This is a genomic window from Jiella sonneratiae (assembly GCF_017353515.1).
GTDB classification, from domain to species: Bacteria; Pseudomonadota; Alphaproteobacteria; order Rhizobiales; family Rhizobiaceae; genus Jiella; species Jiella sonneratiae.
Genome location: NZ_JAFMPY010000001.1, coordinates 41,471 through 60,229 on the forward strand (window position 1 = coordinate 41,471; position 18,759 = coordinate 60,229).

The window sequence follows — 18,759 nt, forward strand, 5'->3', positions numbered from 1 at the left end:
CGGCTGCCGTGTCGTCGGTGGCCGGCCCGCCCCCGCCCGTCCCGGCCGGGGCCGATGCGGACGGGTCAGCGCCGGCGTCGATGGTCTTGATGTCGACTTCCTCGGTCATGTCCGTCGTCTTGTTCGCAAGGTTGCAGGCGCGGCCCCTCGGCCTCAGGCGAAGAACCGCCGCGCCTTTTCGAGGGCGTCCGCCAGACGGTCGACCTCGGCTCGTGTGTTATACATAGCAAAGGACGCCCGGCATGTGGAGGTCGTGCCGAAACGCTTCAAGAGCGGCTGGGCGCAATGGGTGCCGGCCCTGACGGCGACGCCCTCGCGGTCGATGACCAGCGAGACGTCGTGGGCGTGGATGCCCTTCAGGTCGAAGGAGACGATGGCTCCCTTGCCCGGCGCCTCGCCGTAGATCTTCAGCGAATTGATCGCCGTCAGCCGCTCGTGGGCATAGGCGCGGAGTTCTTCCTCGTGGGCGGCGATCGCCTCGCGGCCGACCTGCCTCATGTAGTCGAGCGCCGCGCCGAGGCCGATCGCCTGGACGATCGGCGGGGTTCCGGCCTCGAAGCGGTGCGGCGGGGCGTTGTAGGTGACGCTCTCTTCGGTGACCTCGGCGATCATCTCGCCGCCGCCGTTGAACGGCCGCGTCGCCTCCAGCATCGCCTGCCGGCCGTAGAGGACGCCGATTCCCGTCGGCCCGTAGACCTTGTGGCCGGTGAGGACGTAGAAGTCGCAGCCGATGTCCTGAACGTCGACCGGCAGGTGCACGGCGCCCTGGCTGCCGTCGACGAGCGTCGGAATGCCCCGCGACCTTGCGAGCGCGCAGACCGCCTTGACGTCGACCACAGTGCCGAGGACGTTCGACATGTGGGTGGTCGCGATGAGTCTGGTTCGGGGCGTGATCGCCCGCTCGAAGGCCTCGACGCTGACCGAGCCGTCGTCTTCGACCGGCACGAAGACGAGCTTGGCGCCCTTCCTCTCCCGGATGAAGTGCCAGGGCACGATGTTGGAGTGGTGCTCCATCTGGGTGACGACGATCTCGTCGCCCTCCCCGATCGTTTCCATGCCGAAACCGTAGGCGACGAGATTGATCGCCTCGGTCGCCGAGCGGGTGAAGACGATCTCCTCGGCCGAACCGGCATTGAGGAAGGTCGCGACCTTGGTGCGGGCATCCTCGTAGGCCTCGGTCGAGCGGTTCGACAGATAATGCAGGCCGCGATGGACGTTGGCGTAGTCCTCGGCATAGGCGCGCATGATGGTGTCGAGCACCGGCTTCGGCTTCTGTGCCGAGGCGCCATTGTCGAGATAGGTCAGCGGCTTGCCGTAGATTTCCTTGGCAAGGATCGGAAAGTCGGCGCGGATCCTCTCGACGTCGTAGGCCTGCGCCGGGTGCTGCGTCGCGTCAGCCGTCATAGGATATGAACTCCATCAGCGATCCGTCGGGATCGCGGAAATAGACGCTGCGTCCCTCGCCCAGGGCGCCGAAACGCGCGACCGGCCCGAGTTCGACCGCGATCCGGTGGGCATTCAGATGCGCCACCGCGCCTTCGATCGGGCCGTCCCACCGAAAGCAGAGATCGCTGTTGCCCGGCATCACGGGCGTGAGGGCCACGGGCTCGGCATCGACGCCGGGCCCGTGGCAATTCAGTTGCCGGTCGCCGAAGCGGATGGCGAAGCCGGGCGGCCTGGGGACGATCTCGCCGCCCATCACGTCGCGATAGAACGTCTCGGACCGGTTCCAGTCCGAGACGTGGATCACGCAGTGATCGAAGGACACCCGCGCGGCCATCGGCTCGTCCCTCAGCGGTTCTTCTCCAGCCAGGCGTCGATCTTGCCGGTCAGGGCATCGGCGATCGCCTCGTCGGTCTCGAGCTGCTCGACCATCTCGTCGACGAACGCCTTGACCAGCAGCGCCTTTGCCTGGGGCGCCGGGATGCCGCGCGACATCAGGTAGAACAGGTGGTCGGCATTGATCTCGCCGGCGGTCGCGCCGTGGCCGCACTGGACGTCGTCGGCGAAAATCTCGAGCTCCGGCTTGGCCGAAAAGTCGCCCTCCTCGGACAGGAGCAGCGTGTTGCAGGCCATCTTCGCGTCGGTCTTCTGGGCCTCGCGCGCGACCTTGATCATCCCCTGGAAGACGCCGTGGCCGCCCATCACCACGTTGCGGAAGGTCTCCGTCGCCGTGGTATTGGCATAGGTGTGGCGGAGCGTCGTGGTGACGTCGAGATGCTGGTCGTTCTCGAGGAGATTGACCCCGCGCATGCGGATCTCCGATCCCTCGCCGGTCGTCGTGGCATGCACTTCCTGGCGCACCAGCGCGCCGCCGGCATTGAGGACGAACAGCCGGAAGCTGGCATTCGCCCCAACCGTGACGTTGAGCTGGCCGAGATGGGCGGCGCCCGGCTCCTTCGCCTGGTCGACGATCCACAGGACGTCGGCCTCGTCGCCGATGACGAGATGCGAGACGAGGCTCGACGGGGCCGGCGAACCGCCGCCCTCGACACGCTCGACGAAGACCGCGCGGGCGCCGTCGCCGACCGCGACCTTGGCCGCGGCATGCGACTGGGCGCCGATCCCGCTGCGCAGCTCGATCGGCGCGGCGAGCGCCCTGCCGGCTTCCACCGAAATGGTCGCGGCGCGCGCCCCGAAGGCGGCGTTGACAAGGCGGACGGTGTCGACGCTCCGGTCGAGGTGGTTCGGCGCCTCGTGCCAGTCCGACAGCTCGTCGGTCGCGGCGACGGTGACGCCGGCGGGTGCCGCCGCATGCTCCGGCGTGTCGAGATCGACGACGGTCGATCCGGCGACGAGCGGCGCGAGAACCGTCTCGGCAGGCCCGGCCTTCCTGGCGGCGGCCGCCTCGATCGCCTGGCCCTGGCCGAGCCGGCGGCCCATCAGATTGCGCAGGTCCGTATAGTGCCAAGCCTCGATGCGGCGATGCGGCAGGCCTTCCCGGCGCAGCGCCTCGATGGCGGCGCGCCGCGCGTCCTCGTCGCGGCCGATGGCTTCGGCCAGCGAGACGAGCGCCGTCTCGGCCGGCGTGCGGGGTCTGAGTTCGGTGACGCCCATGATCACGCCGCCTCGCCGATGATCTGGCCGTAGCCCTCGTTCTCGAGCTGGAGCGCGAGGTCCTTGTCGCCGGACTTGATGATCCGGCCCTTGTAGAGGACGTGGACGGTGTCCGGCACGATGTAGTCGAGCAGCCGCTGGTAGTGGGTGATGACCAGGAAGGAACGCTCCGGCGACCTGAGCGCGTTGACGCCGTCGGCGACGATCTTCAACGCGTCGATGTCGAGGCCGGAATCGGTCTCGTCCATGATGCAGAGCTTCGGCTCGAGCAGCGCCATCTGCAGGATCTCGGCGCGCTTCTTCTCGCCGCCGGAAAAGCCGACGTTCAGGGGACGCTTCAGCATCTCGGCGTCGATCTTCAGTTCGCCCGCGGCCGCCTTCACCTTGCGCATGAAGTCCGGCGTCATCAGCTCGGCCTCGCCGCGCGCCTTGCGCTGGGCGTTCAGCGCCGTCTTGAGGAAGGTCATGGTGGCGACGCCGGGGATCTCCAGCGGATACTGGAAGGCGAGGAACAGGCCGGAGGCGGCGCGCTCGTCAGGCTCCATCTCGAGGATCGACTCGCCGTTGTAGAGGATGTCGCCCTCGGTCACCTCGTAGTCGTCGCGACCGGCGAGGATGTAGGAGAGCGTCGACTTGCCGGAGCCGTTCGGCCCCATGATCGCCGCGACCTCGCCGTCCTTCACCGTCAGGTCGACGCCCTTAAGGATCTCGGTGCCCTCGTCGGCGACCCGGGCGTGGAGGTTCTTGATTTCCAGCATGGTTCTTATCGTCTCTAGCTTCGTTCGTGTCGTCGTCGGGCCGTGCCGGGATCGGCGGCCTCTGCGGTCTCAATCTCTTCGAGGAGCCTCTGGCGTTCGGCCTGCAGCGCCTCGATCTCGTCGGCGACAACCGGATCGGTCATCGAACCCTCGGCCGTCGCCACCGCCTCGCGGGCCTGTTCGATCCGGTCCTCGATCTCGCGAAGGCGGGCTTGGCGGGGGTCCCAAAGGTCGTTCGTCATCGGTAACCCCAGAAGCCGTCGTGCGTGAACATCTCTTTACGGTCTACCGCTCCATGCTCCCGAATTGTCATTCCCTCGCCATGCTCCCCCAGGCTGCAGCAATCCAGACACGCTGGTCGGACAGATTTTTCGGCGGCAGTAGATCCTCGGGACAAGCCCGAGGATGACGACACGAATTTTGACCGATGCGTCCCTTCGGGCTCAATGCCTCAACTGAAAATCGCGGCCTCAACTGCAAATCTGAGCCTCATCTCCCAATCTGGTCGCCGCCTCGAACGTCGTGGGCAGCTGCCTGAATGGGCCGTCATCCTCGCCCTCGTGGCGAGGATCTACTGCCGTCTCAATTGTAGTCGTCCCATGCCCGCGTGTTCGGATGCGGACGATAGGCATTGTCGTTCTCGTCAATCCGCTCGAACAGGTCCAACCAGCTCGGATTGAACTCCTCGATCAGATTTTCCTTCCACTGGCGGCGGTAACGTTTCAACGATTTTTCCCGTCGGATCGCCAGGACGATGTTCGGATGCCATTCGTACCAGACGAGATTCTTCAGATTGTATTTCGACGTGAAGCCCTTGGTCGTCTGGTTGCGATGCTCCCACGCGCGGTCCTTCAGATCGCTCGTCACGCCGATGTAGATCACGCCCCGCGGCTTGTCCGACATCATGTAGACGAAGCCGGTCACCTCGACGCGCCGTCGCCGCAAGCATGATGGCAGGTCGACGTCGGAACCACCTTTTCCTTCCGTTCCAGGCCGTCATCCTCGGGCCTGTCCCGGGGATCGGCTGCCGCTGCGGCGATGGACCGTTTCAGGAGCACCTCCTTCGGCGACGCTTCTGGCACACCGGCCTCAGTAGATCCTCGCCACAAGGGCGAGGATGACGAAACCGAGCGGCCCGCGCCTTTCGTCAGCGACACAGCGACGTCATCCCCGTCATTGCCGTCATCCTCGGGCCTGTCCCGAGGATCTACTGCCATCTCAACGCAGAAGCATTTTTATCCCGGCCTGCATCCGTCATCACCCCACACTCCCCTCCAGCGAGATGCCGATCAGCTTCTGCGCCTCGACGGCGAACTCCATCGGCAGCTGCTGGATGACGTCCTTGACGAAGCCGTTGACGATCAGCGCGATCGCCTCCTCCTCGGGGATGCCGCGCTGCATGCAGTAGAACAGCTGGTCGTCGGAGATCTTGGAGGTCGTCGCCTCGTGCTCGAACTGCGCCGTGGCGTTCTTCGCCTCGATGTAAGGCACGGTATGGGCGCCGCAGTCGTTGCCGATGAGCAGCGAATCGCACTGGGTGAAGTTGCGGGCGTTGGCCGCCTTGCGGTTGGCGAGGACCTGGCCGCGATAGGTGTTGTTGGAATTGCCCGCCGAGATGCCCTTGGAGATGATGCGGCTCGTCGTGTTCTTGCCGAGATGCAGCATCTTGGTCCCGGAATCGATCTGCTGGCGGCCGTTCGACACGGCGATCGAGTAGAACTCGCCGCGCGAATTGTCGCCCCTCAGGATGCAGGACGGGTATTTCCAGGTGATCGCCGAGCCGGTCTCGACCTGCGTCCAGGAAATCCGCGAGTTCCTGCCCCGGCAGTCGCCGCGCTTGGTGACGAAGTTGTAGATGCCGCCCTTGCCGTCCTTGTCGCCGGGATACCAGTTCTGGACGGTGGAATATTTGATCTCGGCATCGTCGAGCGCGATCAGTTCGACGACGGCGGCGTGGAGCTGGTTCTCGTCGCGCTGCGGCGCCGTGCAGCCTTCCAGATAGGAGACGTAGGCGCCCGCGTCGGCAATGATCAGCGTGCGCTCGAACTGGCCGGTGTTCTTCTCGTTGATGCGGAAATAGGTGGAGAGCTCCATCGGGCAGCGCACGCCCTTCGGCACGTAGACGAAGGAGCCGTCGGTGAAGACCGCCGAATTCAGCGTCGCGAAGAAGTTGTCGGAGGTCGGGACCACTGAGCCGAGATACTTCCTGACGAGCTCGGGATGCTCGCGGATCGCCTCGGAGATCGGCATGAAGATCACGCCGGCCTTCTGCAGCTCCTTCTTGAAGGTGGTCGCCACCGAGACCGAATCGAACACCGCGTCGACGGCGACGCGCCCGCTCGGCGCCGGCAGGCGGTCGTCGCCGTCATCGGTGACGTCTTCCTGCGGCTTGACGACGCCGGCGAGGATCTCCTGCTCGCGGAGCGGGATGCCGAGCTTCTCGTAGGTGCGCAGGATCTCCGGATCGACCTCGTCGAGGGATTTCGGACCCGACATCGACTTCGGCGCGGCGTAGTAGTGGATGTCCTGATAGTCGATCGGCGGATAGTCGACGCGCGCCCAGTCCGGGCTTTCCATCGTCTTCCAGCGCTCGAAGGCCTCCAGACGCCAGGCCAGCATCCATTCGGGCTCGCCCTTCTTTGCCGAGATCAGCCGGATGATGTCCTCGTTCAGCCCCTTCGGGGCGACGTCCATCTCGATCAGCGTCTCGAAGCCGTATTTGTACTGGTCGACGTCGATCCGGCGGACCTGGTCGATGGTCTCCTGGACTGCAGGCATGCGTCTCGCTCCATACTCGCCGGATTCAAGGTCCGGTGGTCGGGTGGTACGATCTGGAAAACTTGCTCCCGACCGTCAAGATAAGTCTCGGATGGCCGCGTTTTTAGTGCCATTCCAAATAATCGCAAGCGCTCAGGCGGCGATCGTCGCGCCGACCCTGCTCGCTGCGCGCAGCGCGAGTTTTTCATACTCGCAAACGAAGCGCTCGAAAGCCCCTTCCTTGGTTTCGGCTCCGAAACTGACGCGGATCGCGCCGAGGCCCGGATCGACGGCAAGCCCGGCCCCCGCCATGGCGGCGACGACATGGCTCGGACCGACCTTGCCGGAGGCGCAGGCCGAGCCCGCCGAAACTGCGATGCCGGCGAGATCGAGGGCGATCTGCGCCGTCTCCGCCTTGACGCCCGGATGGGCGACGGCGACGGTGTTGGGCAGGCGCTCGGCGGCGCCGCCGAGGATCAGCGCCTGCGGCAGCCGCGCGGTCAGCGCGGCTTCGAGGCCGCGCCGCATCGCCGCCAGCCGGTCGCACCTTACTGCAACGTCGGGGGCCAGCGCCGCCGCGGCGGCGCCGAAGCTCGCGATCGCCGGCAGCGCCTCCGTTCCCGCGCGCATGCCGCGCTCCTGGCCGCCGCCGCGCAGCAGGGCGAAGGGCCGTGTCGAGACGTCCTTGAGGGCGATGGCGCCGACGCCCTTCGCCGCCCCCATCTTGTGGCCGGAGAGGATGAGCGCGTCGGCGCCCGTCGCCACGAGGTCGACGGCGAGCCGCCCGGCGACCTGCGCGGCATCGAGGACGAGGAGGATCCGGCCCGCGCCGCGCCGTGCGTCCAGAATCGCGCGGATCGCCTCCAGCGGCTGCAGGACGCCGGTCTCGGAATTCGCCCAGGACAGCGCCAGCATCGCCGTTCCGCCGGCGCCGGCGCGCTCGGCCCAGGCTGCGAGCGCGCCCTCGTCGACGACGCCGTGCCGGTCGACGGGCAGCCGCGTCAGGAAGGCGGGATCGAAGCGGCCGCCCTCGCGGGTCGCCGGATGGTCGGTCTCGAGCACCGCGAGGGCGCCGATCGTCGCGGCCTGACCGCCGAGCAGCCATCGGGGAGAAAGAAGCTGCGTCGCCGCCTCGGTGGCGCCGCTGGTGAAGACGACGTTTTCCGCCGGAACGTTCCCCTCCGCGCCGCCGACGAGGCGCGCCACGCCAGCCCGGGCGGCTTCGACCGCCGCCCGCGCGGCGCGGCCTTCGCGATGGGTCGAGGACGGATTGGCGAGGTCGAGCGCCGCCATCGCGGCGTCGCGCGCTTCATCCAGCAGCGGCGCCGTGGCGTTGTGGTCCAGATAGATCCGCTCGTTGCGACCGCTCATGTCACCTCGGAGAGACTGTCTCGGATCGCCGACGCAAATTCCTTGAATTTTCGCCTGCGAAGGGACTAGAAAGCGCGCTCAAGCCGCAGAGCTAGTTTTGAATTCTTCCAAACTGGAACTTACGGAGCCGACCCGGCTTCGTCAACCGTCGCCAAGGCGGCGGCTCCGCCCGCGATGAGAGAGTATCCACATGCCCGAAGTGATCTTCAATGGCCCGGCCGGCCGTCTCGAAGGCCGATACCAGGCGGCCAAGGAGAAGAACGCGCCGATCGCCATCGTGCTGCACCCGCATCCGCGCTTCGGCGGCACGATGAACAACCAGATCGTCTACCAGCTGTTCTACATGTTCGTGGAACGGGGCTTCACGACGCTGAGGTTCAATTTCCGCGGCATCGGTCGCAGCCAGGGCGAGTTCGACCACGGCACCGGCGAGCTCTCCGATGCGGCATCGGCGCTCGACTGGGTGCAGAGCCTGCATCCCGATTCCAAGCAGACCTGGGTCGCCGGCTATTCCTTCGGCTCGTGGATCGGCATGCAGCTCCTGATGCGCCGGCCCGAGATCGAGGGCTTCCTGTCGATCGCGCCGCAGCCGAATTCCTACGACTTCTCCTTCCTCGCCCCCTGCCCCTCTTCCGGCCTGATCATCCATGGCGGGCGCGACAAGGTGGCCCCGCCGCGGGAAGTCCAGGGCCTGGTGGACAAGCTGAAGGCCCAGAAGGGCATCGTCATCACCCAGAAGACGATGGATGAGGCCAACCACTTCTTCACCGACCGCACCGACGAGCTGATCGGCGAATGCGCCGACTATCTCGACCGCCGGCTCGCCGGCGAGCTCTCCGACCCGCGCCCGAAGCGGCTGCGCTGACGGGGCCGGCGAGGCGGGCGGCACCGCGCGGCAGGACGCTCAGCGCCGCGCCTCGATCACTGCGAGGTCGACGCGGCCGCCGCCGCCGAGTGCCAGCCCGTGCACCGCGCCGAGGTCGCGGACCGTCAGTCCGGCAGCCCGGGCTCGGTCCTGCGCTTGCGCGACGTCCCTCGCCAGCAGGACGGCGATGGCGCAGGGGGCGGCTGCCAGCAGATGGTCGAGCGCGCCGCGAAGGTCGGTGAGCTGCGTCTTTCGGCCGAGGGCGAAGACGAGGCTCGGCTCGTGATAGCCCGCCGCCGCCACGGCGTCGTCCCGGCAGCCGGCGTCGGCCGCGACGAGCGCGGCGATCGACCGGCTCGGCCACAGCGGCGTCAGCGCCGGGGCGTACCATCCGAAGAAGAGACCGAAGGCGAGAGCCGCGGCGAGGGCCGCTCCGCCGACACGCCGGAGCTGCGGGCGAAGGCCCGTCGACAGGCCGCAAGCGCCGGCGACGAGGACCAGCGCCGCGATCGCCACGGCGACGGCCGGAAACGGCACGCCGAGATAGAACGGTGCGCCGAGCACGGCGCCGGCGAGGGCGAGGCTGACGAGGCCACTGCCGCAGGCCGCGAGCCGCCACAGCCAGCGCTGCCAGCCGGCGAGCGCGTCGAAACGCGGCACGTCGCCGGCGCCCGCCGCCCAGCCGAGCAGCAGCGCCAGCCCCGGATAGGCCGGCAGGACATAATGCGGCAGCTTGGTGGCGATCGCCTCGAAGACCAGCCAGAACGGCAGATACCAGGCGAGGCAGAAGCGCAGGGACGGCGAACTGCGCCAGCTCCGGATCGCCGCGAGGCCGGCGCCGGTGGCCATCGCCCCGAACGGCCAGAAGAACAGACTGAAGGTGAGGACGTAATAGCCGGGCGGCGCGCCGTGGGACTCCTGCCCGGCGGATACCTTGCCGACGAGATCGTGGCCGAGGGCCTCGCGGAAGAAGGAAAGGCCCGTCCGCTCGAGGATCATGATCGGCCAGGGCAGCACGGCGAGGAGCAGGAGCGGCAGGCCGAGCGCCGGCCGCAGCCCCCGCGTCCAGCGCCAGTCGCGCTCGACGAAGGACAGCGTGCCGATGGTCAGAAGGCTCGCGAGCGGCGCGATCGGCCCCTTGACGAGGATCGCCGCCGCCTGCGCCAGCCAGAACGTCAGGGCGGGCGCGAGGTGCGGCGCACGGCCGGCCCGCTGGGCGCGGTGGATCACCCCGAGCGCTCCCTGCGCGAGCACCGTCATCGCCAGAAGCGTCGCGTCGGTCTTGCCGATGTGTCCCTCGAAGCCGACGGCGACGATCGACGCGAGGACGAGGCCGGCGACGAAGCCGGCCTCGGCGCCGAAGAAAAGCGTTCCGACGACGGAGAGCCCGAGCACGGCGACCAGCACCGCGGCCACCGAGACGGCGCGGTAGGCAGCGATCGGCGCCTCGGGCCCCGCGCCGCTCGCGACGAGCGCGAGGTTCTGCAGCCAGTAGATCCCGACCGGCTTGGCGTAGCGGTGTTCCTCCTGGAAGCGGATGTCGACATAGTCGCCGGTCTCGGCCATCTGCCGCGAGGCGACGAGGAAGCGGGCCTCGTCGCGATCGAGCGCCGGCAGGGCGGCAAGGCCCGGAAGCAGCGCGGCGAGCGTCACGAAGACGAGGACGGCGGCGCGCACGAGCTGGCCCGCCATCACCGCCGGGAGGGCCCACCGGCCCCGATCGCCGGTCGCCTCTTCGCTGGTCATGGGACGCCCGCTCCCGACACGCCTTTCGCCACAGTCGGCCGCGTCATGCGCCCGAGCGGCGCATCTGTCGAGGCGCGGCCCCGGCAAAATGCGGCCGATCTCTGGAATTCCTCGCCGACGCTGCTAAACAGCCGCGATCACGCGATGGCGGCGGCGCGCCCCGCCGGAACCTTGCAGGACTCCTCCCATGACCGGTTTCAAGTCCGAGTTCCTCAACATCCTTTCCGAGCGTGGCTTCATCCACCAGGTCTCGGACGAGACGGGCCTCGACGCGTTGTTCTCGACGGAAACGGTGACCGCCTATGTCGGCTACGACGCCACCGCGACGAGCCTCCACATCGGCAACCTGATCTCCGCCACCATGCTCTACTGGCTGCAGGAGACCGGTCACCGGCCGATCGCGCTGATGGGCGGCGGCACCTCGATGGTCGGCGATCCGTCTTTCCGAGACGATCAGCGCAAGCTGCTGACGCGCGAGACGATCGCGGAGAACATCGCGGGCATCAAGAAGATCTTCGCGCGGATCCTGCGCTTCGGCGACGGGCCGAGCGACGCCTTCATGGTCGACAATGCCGACTGGCTGCTGAAGCTGAACTATGTCGAGTTCCTGCGCGACGTCGGCCGGCACTTCTCGGTCAACCGCATGCTGTCCTTCGATTCGGTGAAGCTCAGGCTCGACCGGGAGCAGTCGCTGTCCTTCCTCGAATTCAACTACATGATCATGCAGGGCTACGACTTCGTCGAGCTCAGCCGGCGCTACGGCTGCCGGCTGCAGATGGGCGGCTCCGACCAGTGGGGCAACATCATCAACGGCGTCGATCTCGGCCACCGGATGGGCACGCCGCAGCTCTACGCCCTGACGACGCCGCTGCTCACCACCTCGTCCGGCGCCAAGATGGGCAAGACGGCGTCGGGCGCCGTCTGGCTCAACGAGGACGTCTTCAGCGCCTACGACTTCTGGCAATACTGGCGCAACACCGAGGACGCCGACGTCGGCCGCTTCCTGAGGATCTTCACCCGCCTGCCGCTCGCCGAGATCGCGAGGCTCGAAGCGCTCGGCGGCTCGGAGATCAACGAGGCGAAGAAGATCCTCGCCACCGAGGCGACGGCGATCGTGCACGGGCGCGAGGCGGCCGAGGCGGCGGCGGAGACCGCCCGCAAGACCTTCGAGGAGGGCGCCCTCGCCGACACGCTGCCGACGATCGCCATCGCGCGCTCCGACCTTTCCGGCGGCGCCGGCCTCCTCAACCTCCTCGTCGCGGCGGGACTTGCCGCCTCGAACGGCGAAGCCCGCCGGCACGTCCAGGGCGGCGCCGTGCGGGTCAACGACGAGCCGGTGTCCGACCCGCGGGCCAGCGTTTCCGATGCCGATCTCAGGGAGGGCGTCGTCAAGCTGTCGGTTGGCCGCAAGAAGCACGTGCTGGTGCGCCCCGAATAGGCGTCGACCGCGCGGGCGGCGCCCTGCGCCTGACGTCGCAGACGACGTCGAACGGTCGGACGCTCACGGCCCAGCCTCGTCATCCCGGCCCCCGAGCCGGGATCATTCCTCTGTGCTGGATTTCACCCTCGACGGCGGCGGCCACATCGTCTTGCAACGCTGTCGCAGCTTCGGCGATTTGGAATGCGACGCTCACGGCCCAGCCTCGTCATCCCGGCCCCCGAGCCGGGATCCATTCCTCTGTGCTGGATTTCACCCTCGACGGCGGCGGCCACATGCTCTTGCAACGCTGTCGCAGCTTCGGCGATTTGGAATGGATCCCGGGTCAAGCCCGGGATGACGAAACTTCCATCGCCGCGCTTGTTCTGATCCGAGAGCGTCGACGTCCGGCTCAGCTCGAAATCTGCGCCGGGTCGGTCCGAGCCCACATCCCTCAATATTCGAAGATCCGGCGGAAGATGCCGGGCGCGATCAGCGAGATCGGATTGACGATCAGCGTCGGGTCGGCGAGCTTGCCCTCGAGCCGGTAGGTGATGCCGATCAGGCCGCCCTCGCCGCCATTGCCGAGGACCCCGCCGACGAAGGGCAGCGCGCCGAACAGCCGGTTGACGCCATAGGCCGGCATGAAGGAGCCGGCCATGTCGACTGCGCCGGAGGGGTCGACCAGCGTGCCGGAAAAGCTCGACCCGAAGACCGGGCCGCGCACGATGCCGTTGTCGATCTCCAGCGTGCCGGACTGCCAGAGCAGCGTCGCCCGGGCGGTGTCGAAATAGGCGTTCGCGACCGGCAATTCCTTGCCGAGCCGCGCCGCGAGGCCATCGGCGTTCTGGCGGGCCGTGCCGACCAGCCGGCGCAGACGCTCCTCGTCGACCAGCGTGAAATCGGTGAGGAGGACGCGGCCGGCATAGGCGCCGCCGCGCGTGCCGAGGCTGACGCTGAGCCGCCCGTCCCGCATCTTGTCGTAGATCCCGGAAAACCGCAGCAGCGCCCCGGCGTCGCCGGCCTCCAGCCTGAGCGCCGGCGTCTCCCGCGCCGAAGGGGCGAAGTCCAGCGAAACCTGCTTGCCGCGGATCGTCGCGCCGAGCACGGCCTGCCGGACATGGCTGCCGGCGGCCTCGTAGCGCAGGCTCGCGGCTTCGAGCGTCTCGCCGCCGAAGCCGATCAGCCGGTCCGCCGCAAGCTCGACGACGAGCCGGTCCGCCGCCTCCGCCGCGCCGCTCTTGCCGGAGCCCTTGTCCTCGATCGCCGCGAGGATCGGACGGACGTCGATGCTGTTCGCCGCGACGCTGACGCCGAGGCCGCCCTCGATCCGCGTCACCCGCGCCGACACCGAATCGTCGCGGTTGAGCGCGAGCGAGGTGAGCACCATCGACTTCAGGCCCTTCTCGTCGAGCTCGGCCGATCCCGTCGCGGAAAACCCGTCGCCCTTCAGCACCGCGTCCCGGATCGTCGTCACCGCGCCGTTCTGGGCGAGCTTGAAGGTCAGCTGCCCGGGAATGCCGCCGCTCTTCGCCCAGCCGATCGCCGGCGCGCGCAGCGTCGCGGCGGAAAGGTCGAGCGATGCCGAAAAGCCGTTCGCCTCGCGGGTCAACTCGGCGTCGACCGGGCCTTTGACGAAGGTGGAGAGAGCCGGGGCGAGACGCGCGATCGCGGCATCGTCCAGCCTGGCCGAAATCTTCAGCGAGGATTCGCCGACGGGATGTTCTCCCATCGGCTGCGCGAAGGCTATCTTCGCCGGCAGGGCGTCGATCTTGCCGGCGAAGTCGCCCATCGCGCTGCCCTCGGCGATCAGCGCGGTCCCCGAGAGGTCGGTGAGCCGGCGCCCGTCGATCGGCTTCTTGACGTCGACGCCCTCGAGCTCGGCGACCACGGTCCATTTCACCTGGCCGATCTCGGGGGGCGTCGCGGCGTCGCGTCGATGGGCGATGTGAAACGCCACCCCGACGCCGACGCGCGACGTGCCGGAGAGATCGCCCGGCGTGATGTCGTTCGCCGCGCCGGCCATCGCCTTCTGGCGCTCCGCGAGCGCCAGAAGGTCGCCCGCCGGCCCCTCGACATTCAGCGACACGGCGGCGTCGGTCCCGTCGCCGGCATGCTGGAAGTCCAGCGAGGACGGTTGGACGGCGATGTCCGCCATGCCGTCGACGGCGGCGGTCTCGAGCGCCACCGTCGCATGGTCGCCCTTGTGCCGGATCGTGCCGGACGCCCCCCGCAGCTCCGGCATGCCGTCGATCGTGCGGAACGCCCCGTCGGCGAAGGCGAGCTGCAGTTCGAATTCGTCGCCGCGCAGCGGGACGTCCGGCTCGACCACCTCGAGCAGCCGCGCCACCGTCAGGTCGATGCCAATCGTGCCGGAGGAGACGTTTCCAGCTTCGAGATTCTCCATCGCCCAGGCTCTCGGCCCGTCGGCGACGAAGGGCGGCCAGAAGGCGACGAGATCCTCCGCGGCGATCGAGGTCGCCCGCACCGTCGCCTTCAGACGGTCGGTCGGGGCGAAACCGGAGAGCGAGGCGCTCGCCTCGAAGGCTCCGGTCGCGCCCTTCAGGCTGGCATCGACGAGGCGGATCGCGCCGGTGGAAAGATCGAGCGAGCCGGCGGCGGCGAAGCGGGCCGCGCGTTCGGCCGAGGCGGGGCGGCCGCTCGCCTGTGTCGAGAGGCTGGAGACGAGCTTCGTGGATTGAACCTCGAAGGGCAGGATTCCGGCCGCCGCGGCGCCGAGGTCGAGGCGGCCCTCAATGGCGGCGTCGAAGACCGATCCGTCGGAGAATTGTGCAGCAAGTGCCGCGGCTTCTCCGCCTTCCTTCACCTCGATCGCGAAGTCGCCGTCGACGCGCTCGCCGGATGGTGTCGGAAGCTGCGTGCGCGTCGAGGCGCGGAGCCGGCGCGCGCCCTCGGCGCCGTCGAGGGTCAGGGCGACGGCGACGGGCGGCATCGGCGCCTCGGCTTCGGACATGCCTGGGATGCTCGTCCGGCTGGCGATCTCGAGCCGCTGCATCGCCCCCTCGTCCGAAAGCTCGGCCGAGCCCTCGGCCTCGACCCTCGCCTTTTCGAGATCGGCCGCGATGGCGAGCGAAAAGCTATTCGTGCCGGTCCGGGCGACGTCGAGGCTGGCGACATGCGGCGCGCCGACCCTGCCGTCACCCGCCAGTGCGACGTCGCGGACCGCGAGCGCGTCGAGCGGCAGCCGCTTCAGGCTTTCGCCCGCCCGGTCGAGCGCCGCGAAGATCTCGCCGACGGTCGGCGCCGACAGGCTGCCGCCACCGAGGAGGCTCGGATCGAGGGAGACGTGCTCGGCGGTGATCGCGTCCGCCGCGAGCCCCCCGCCGAGGAGGCGCGGCAGGCTGAGCCCGACCGAGAGTTTTCCGATCGACGCCAAAGGCTGCCTGTCGCCCTGCCGCGTCAGGACCACGTCCTCGAAGCGCATCGCCACGGCGCCGGTCGGCGAGGCGCCGATGCTGCGGTTTCCGATCTGAAGGTCGATGCCGGGCGGCAAGGCGCTCGCGGCGAGCTGTTCGCTCTGGTCGAGGACGAGGCGATTGCCGAACGGGGTCGCGCAGAGCAGCGCGAGCGCGCCGGCGGCGAACACCAGTCCGCCGACGACGAGACCGCACAGGCATCGCCAGACGAAGCTCATCGGCCGCGCTCCGGACGCTCCGGTGACGCAGGCGCGGCCCCATGCTCTCGCCCCGGCAAAGTGCCGAAGACGTCTGCCCCTCCTCGCGGCCTCTTGCGGCCCGCCCCCTTCCGCATCTATCCCTTTCCAGCTCCGTTCCGGCACGGCACCATGGTCGGCCCCCTCCGCTCCGCTGTCGGTCGCGACCCGGTTCCCGGTGCCCTTCGGATGCTCCTTCATGGTTCTCGCGTCGAAAGGATGACACGATGACGATTTCCGTCGGCGATCCCTGCCCCGACTTCAGCCTGCCCGACGATCGTGGCGAAACGGTCTCGCTCGGACAGCTGCGCGGCACGCCCTTCGTCCTGTATTTCTATCCCAAGGACGATACATCCGGATGTACGCGCGAAGCTGTCGATTTCAGCGGGCTGGCCGGGGCCTTCGAAGCTGCCGGCGTGCGAGTCTTCGGCGTGTCGCCCGACCCGGTCAAGATGCACGCGAAGTTCCGCGACAAGCACGACCTCTCGGTGCGTCTCCTCTCCGACGAGGAGAAGGCGCTGCTGTCGGCCGTCGGCGTCTGGGTCGAGAAGTCGATGTACGGCCGCAAATACATGGGCGTCGAGCGCACGACGGCGCTCGTCGATGCCGGGGGCAGCGTCGCGCGGCTGTGGCCGAAGGTGAAGGTCCCCGGCCATGCCGAGGAGGTTCTCGAAGCGGCGAGGCAACTGGCGAAGCCGGCATGAGCGGTACGTCGGACGACGCCGGGCGGCCGCCTGCGACGCTGCGGGCGGCGACGGTCGAGGCGCTCGCCGCCGCCGATCTCGGCGAGAAGGTGCGGCTGACGAACCTCGCCTGCCGGCTGTGGTTTGCCCGCCGGCTCGGCCTTCATGCCGCGACGGATCCGGCGCATCCCGGCCGCCCCGGCCGGCCGGACCGGCCCGAACTGGTCTCGCCGCGGCTCCTGCCGCGGCGCTCGGCCCACAGCGAGGAGGGCCGGATCACGCTGATCCACGCCCTCGCCCATATAGAGCTCAACGCCATCGATCTCGCCCTCGACATCGTCGCCCGCTTCGCGCGCGAACCGATGCCGCGCAGCTTCTTCGACGGCTGGATGACGGTCGCCCTCGAAGAGGCGAAGCATTTCGGGCTTCTGTCCCGGCGGCTCGGCGAGCTCGGCTCGTTCTACGGGGCGCTGCCCGCCCATGACGGGCTGTGGCAGGCGGTCGAAGCGACGGCGCACGATCTGACCGCCCGGCTCGCCGTGGTGCCGCTGATCCTCGAGGCGCGCGGCCTCGACGTCACCCCGTCGATGATCGACAAGCTGAACGGCGTCGGCGACGGCGACACCGCCAAGATCCTCGAGATCATCTACCGCGACGAGAAGAAGCACGTCGCCATCGGCGCCAAGTGGTTCCGCTTCCTCTGTGCCCGCCAGAACGTCAATGCCGCGGGGCGATTCGCCGAGCTGGTGCGCGAAAGCTTCCGCGGCGAGGTGAAGGCCCCCTTCAACGACCGCGCCAGGGCCGAGGCCGGGCTGACGCCGACCTTCTATCGCTCGCTGTCGCCGCGTTCGCGCTGATTTCGCCGCGCCAAAGCCTCACTTGCCAAGGAAACGTTAACCTTAACGATCTCTAATCGCCGTCGACAAAGGGCCCCGGCGCGGGCCGCCAATGAAGCGATCGACGACGATGCAGGCGACGAAGCTGACCAGCACCTTTGGCCGACGCAGGGATCCCCACACGGTCATCATCGCGAGGGGCGACCGGGTCCGGCATTTCACCGTCGGCCGGAGCTGGCTCGTCCTCGGATCGGCGGTGTCGCTGCTGCTCGTCGCCGGCGCCGCGGCGCTGCCGGCCCGCTATGTCTTCGCCCCCTCGGTGGAGCGCGAGGCCGCCGAGCAGCAGTGGCGGACCCGCAACGAATACGAGCAGCGGATCGCGACGCTGAGGGCCGAGCTCGACCGCGCGACGAGCCGGCAGTTCCTCGCCCAGAAGATGGTCGAGAGCAAGGTCGACGTGCTTCTCGAACAGCAGGAGGAACTCGCCGCGCGCTACGAGAAGCTTCAGCCGCTGTTCGAGCGGGCGAAGTCGACCGGCCTTCTGACCAGCGCCGTCCCGGTGCCGACGTCGCGGCCCGACGACGGCGGCGCCGAAGCGCCGGCAGAGGGCGCGGCCGCCGATTCCCTCGCTTCGGCGGATTCCCTCTCCCCGGACGAAGAGGACGGCAGCACGCCGGACGCGGCGTCCTCCGAGCCGACGATCCCCGCCGCGAGCGGCTTCGCGCCGGCCGACGCGGCCCCGACGGCCGACTGGCTCGGCCGGCTGCGCGCCGGCGCCGAGCCCGCCGAGCCCGCCGACCGACCGGCCTCGGCAGACGCCTCGCCGCAGCGGCCGGCACGAGCCGGCGCCGTCATCTCCGACGAAAGCCTGAAGCGCATCGGCGAGGCGATCAGCACCGCCGAACTCGGCCAGATCCGTCACCTCCAGGCGCTCGCCTCCAGCGCCCGCGGCCGCACCGTGCGGATCGCCTCGGCACTCGCTGCCGCCGGCATCCGGGTTCCGGACGAGGCGGGCGAGGACCGCGCGACCGGCGGCCCCTACGAGCCAGTGCCGGCCGAGGACGGCTTCGAAGCGACCGTCGCCGAACTCGACGCCGCGCTCGACGCGCTGCAGCGGGTCGACAGGGTCGCCAGGGACCTGCCGCTCGACCGGCCGATGCCGGTTGCGGCGATCTCCTCGACCTTCGGCGTCAGGGCCGACCCGTTCCTCGGGCGCAGCGCCTTCCATTCCGGCATCGACTTTGCCGAACCCCAGGGCACCGACATCCACGCGACGGCGCCCGGCACCGTCGTCAAGGCCGGTCCCTTCGGCGGCTACGGCAACATGGTCGAGATCGACCACGGCAACGGCGTCACCACGCGCTACGGCCACATGTCGAAGATCTTCGTCTCGGTCGGCCAGAAGGTCGGCAGGACCGATGCCATCGGCGCCGTCGGCTCGACCGGACGCAGCACCGGCCCGCACCTGCACTACGAGGTGCGGCTCGACGGCCGGGCGATCGACCCGGCGAGGTTCTTCCGCATCGGCGACCGGATCCGCGACATCGGCTGAGCCGGCCGCCTGCGCGAGTGGGCACCGCCGAATCGAAACGGGCC

Annotated in this window: 15 protein-coding genes; 5 read left to right on the plus strand and 10 right to left on the minus strand. The window is 68.9% G+C overall.

The features are described 5' to 3' along the window. Nucleotides 1-153: 153 nt before the first annotated feature. The 8 genes from J1C47_RS00225 to J1C47_RS00260 all read right to left on the minus strand — a co-directional run bounded on the left by J1C47_RS00225 (nt 154) and on the right by J1C47_RS00260 (nt 7,943). Nucleotides 154-1,404 (minus strand): cysteine desulfurase, encoded by a 1,251-nt coding sequence (locus J1C47_RS00225; RefSeq protein WP_207348702.1) that lies wholly within the window; start codon nt 1,402-1,404, stop codon nt 154-156. Next, nucleotides 1,394-1,780 (minus strand): VOC family protein, encoded by a 387-nt coding sequence (locus J1C47_RS00230; protein WP_207348703.1) that lies wholly within the window; start codon nt 1,778-1,780, stop codon nt 1,394-1,396. Before J1C47_RS00230 ends, J1C47_RS00225 begins: the two co-directional genes overlap by 11 nt. Nucleotides 1,781-1,791: 11 nt before the next feature. Beyond that, complete coding sequence (sufD, locus tag J1C47_RS00235; RefSeq protein ID WP_207348704.1) at nt 1,792-3,057, minus strand: Fe-S cluster assembly protein SufD; 1,266 nt, start codon at nt 3,055-3,057, stop codon at nt 1,792-1,794. A gap of 2 nt (nt 3,058-3,059) precedes the next feature. Beyond that, nucleotides 3,060-3,815 carry a Fe-S cluster assembly ATPase SufC gene (gene sufC, locus J1C47_RS00240; protein ID WP_207348705.1) on the minus strand — a complete coding sequence of 252 codons (756 nt, stop codon included), beginning with the start codon at nt 3,813-3,815 and terminating at the stop codon, nt 3,060-3,062. A 14-nt stretch (nt 3,816-3,829) separates the two neighbouring features. Next, a complete protein-coding gene (locus tag J1C47_RS00245; protein ID WP_207348706.1) occupies nt 3,830-4,057 on the minus strand; it encodes a hypothetical protein in 228 nt (75 codons plus the stop codon). A gap of 340 nt (nt 4,058-4,397) precedes the next feature. Beyond that, entirely contained in the window at nt 4,398-4,739 is a 342-nt protein-coding gene (locus J1C47_RS00250) for a GIY-YIG nuclease family protein (RefSeq protein ID WP_207348707.1), read from the minus strand. A 333-nt stretch (nt 4,740-5,072) separates the two neighbouring features. Beyond that, nucleotides 5,073-6,593 carry a Fe-S cluster assembly protein SufB gene (gene sufB, locus J1C47_RS00255; RefSeq protein WP_207348708.1) on the minus strand — a complete coding sequence of 507 codons (1,521 nt, stop codon included), beginning with the start codon at nt 6,591-6,593 and terminating at the stop codon, nt 5,073-5,075. A 132-nt stretch (nt 6,594-6,725) separates the two neighbouring features. Next, nucleotides 6,726-7,943, minus strand: a complete 1,218-nt coding sequence (locus tag J1C47_RS00260) for a cysteine desulfurase family protein (RefSeq protein ID WP_207348709.1) — start codon at nt 7,941-7,943, stop codon at nt 6,726-6,728. Between the two features lie 190 nt (nt 7,944-8,133). Here J1C47_RS00260 and J1C47_RS00265 point away from each other — a divergent pair, with 190 nt between their 5' ends. Further along, complete coding sequence (locus tag J1C47_RS00265; RefSeq protein WP_207348710.1) at nt 8,134-8,808, plus strand: alpha/beta hydrolase; 675 nt, start codon at nt 8,134-8,136, stop codon at nt 8,806-8,808. Between the two features lie 39 nt (nt 8,809-8,847). Here the strand turns inward: J1C47_RS00265 and J1C47_RS00270 are convergent, their stop codons facing one another. Next, on the minus strand, nt 8,848-10,554 hold the full coding sequence (locus tag J1C47_RS00270) for an ArnT family glycosyltransferase (RefSeq protein ID WP_207348711.1): 1,707 nt from the start codon (nt 10,552-10,554) through the stop codon (nt 8,848-8,850). A 187-nt stretch (nt 10,555-10,741) separates the two neighbouring features. Here J1C47_RS00270 and tyrS point away from each other — a divergent pair, with 187 nt between their 5' ends. Beyond that, nucleotides 10,742-11,992 carry a tyrosine--tRNA ligase gene (tyrS, locus tag J1C47_RS00275; protein ID WP_207348712.1) on the plus strand — a complete coding sequence of 417 codons (1,251 nt, stop codon included), beginning with the start codon at nt 10,742-10,744 and terminating at the stop codon, nt 11,990-11,992. Between the two features lie 433 nt (nt 11,993-12,425). On the opposite strand, the gene J1C47_RS00280 is transcribed toward tyrS, so the two are convergent. Continuing rightward, complete coding sequence (locus tag J1C47_RS00280) at nt 12,426-15,626, minus strand: hypothetical protein (RefSeq protein WP_207348713.1); 3,201 nt, start codon at nt 15,624-15,626, stop codon at nt 12,426-12,428. Between the two features lie 245 nt (nt 15,627-15,871). On the opposite strand from J1C47_RS00280, the gene J1C47_RS00285 reads away from it, so the two are divergent. The 3 genes from J1C47_RS00285 to J1C47_RS00295 all read left to right on the plus strand — a co-directional run bounded on the left by J1C47_RS00285 (nt 15,872) and on the right by J1C47_RS00295 (nt 18,715). After that, on the plus strand, nt 15,872-16,348 hold the full coding sequence (locus J1C47_RS00285; protein ID WP_207348714.1) for a peroxiredoxin: 477 nt from the start codon (nt 15,872-15,874) through the stop codon (nt 16,346-16,348). Then, nucleotides 16,345-17,184: a ferritin-like domain-containing protein gene (locus J1C47_RS00290; protein WP_207348715.1), complete on the plus strand. Its 840-nt coding sequence runs from the start codon at nt 16,345-16,347 to the stop codon at nt 17,182-17,184. Before J1C47_RS00285 ends, J1C47_RS00290 begins: the two co-directional genes overlap by 4 nt. A gap of 91 nt (nt 17,185-17,275) precedes the next feature. Then, nucleotides 17,276-18,715, plus strand: coding sequence for a M23 family metallopeptidase (locus J1C47_RS00295; RefSeq protein ID WP_207348716.1), 1,440 nt, complete (start codon nt 17,276-17,278; stop codon nt 18,713-18,715). Nucleotides 18,716-18,759: the final 44 nt, after the last annotated feature.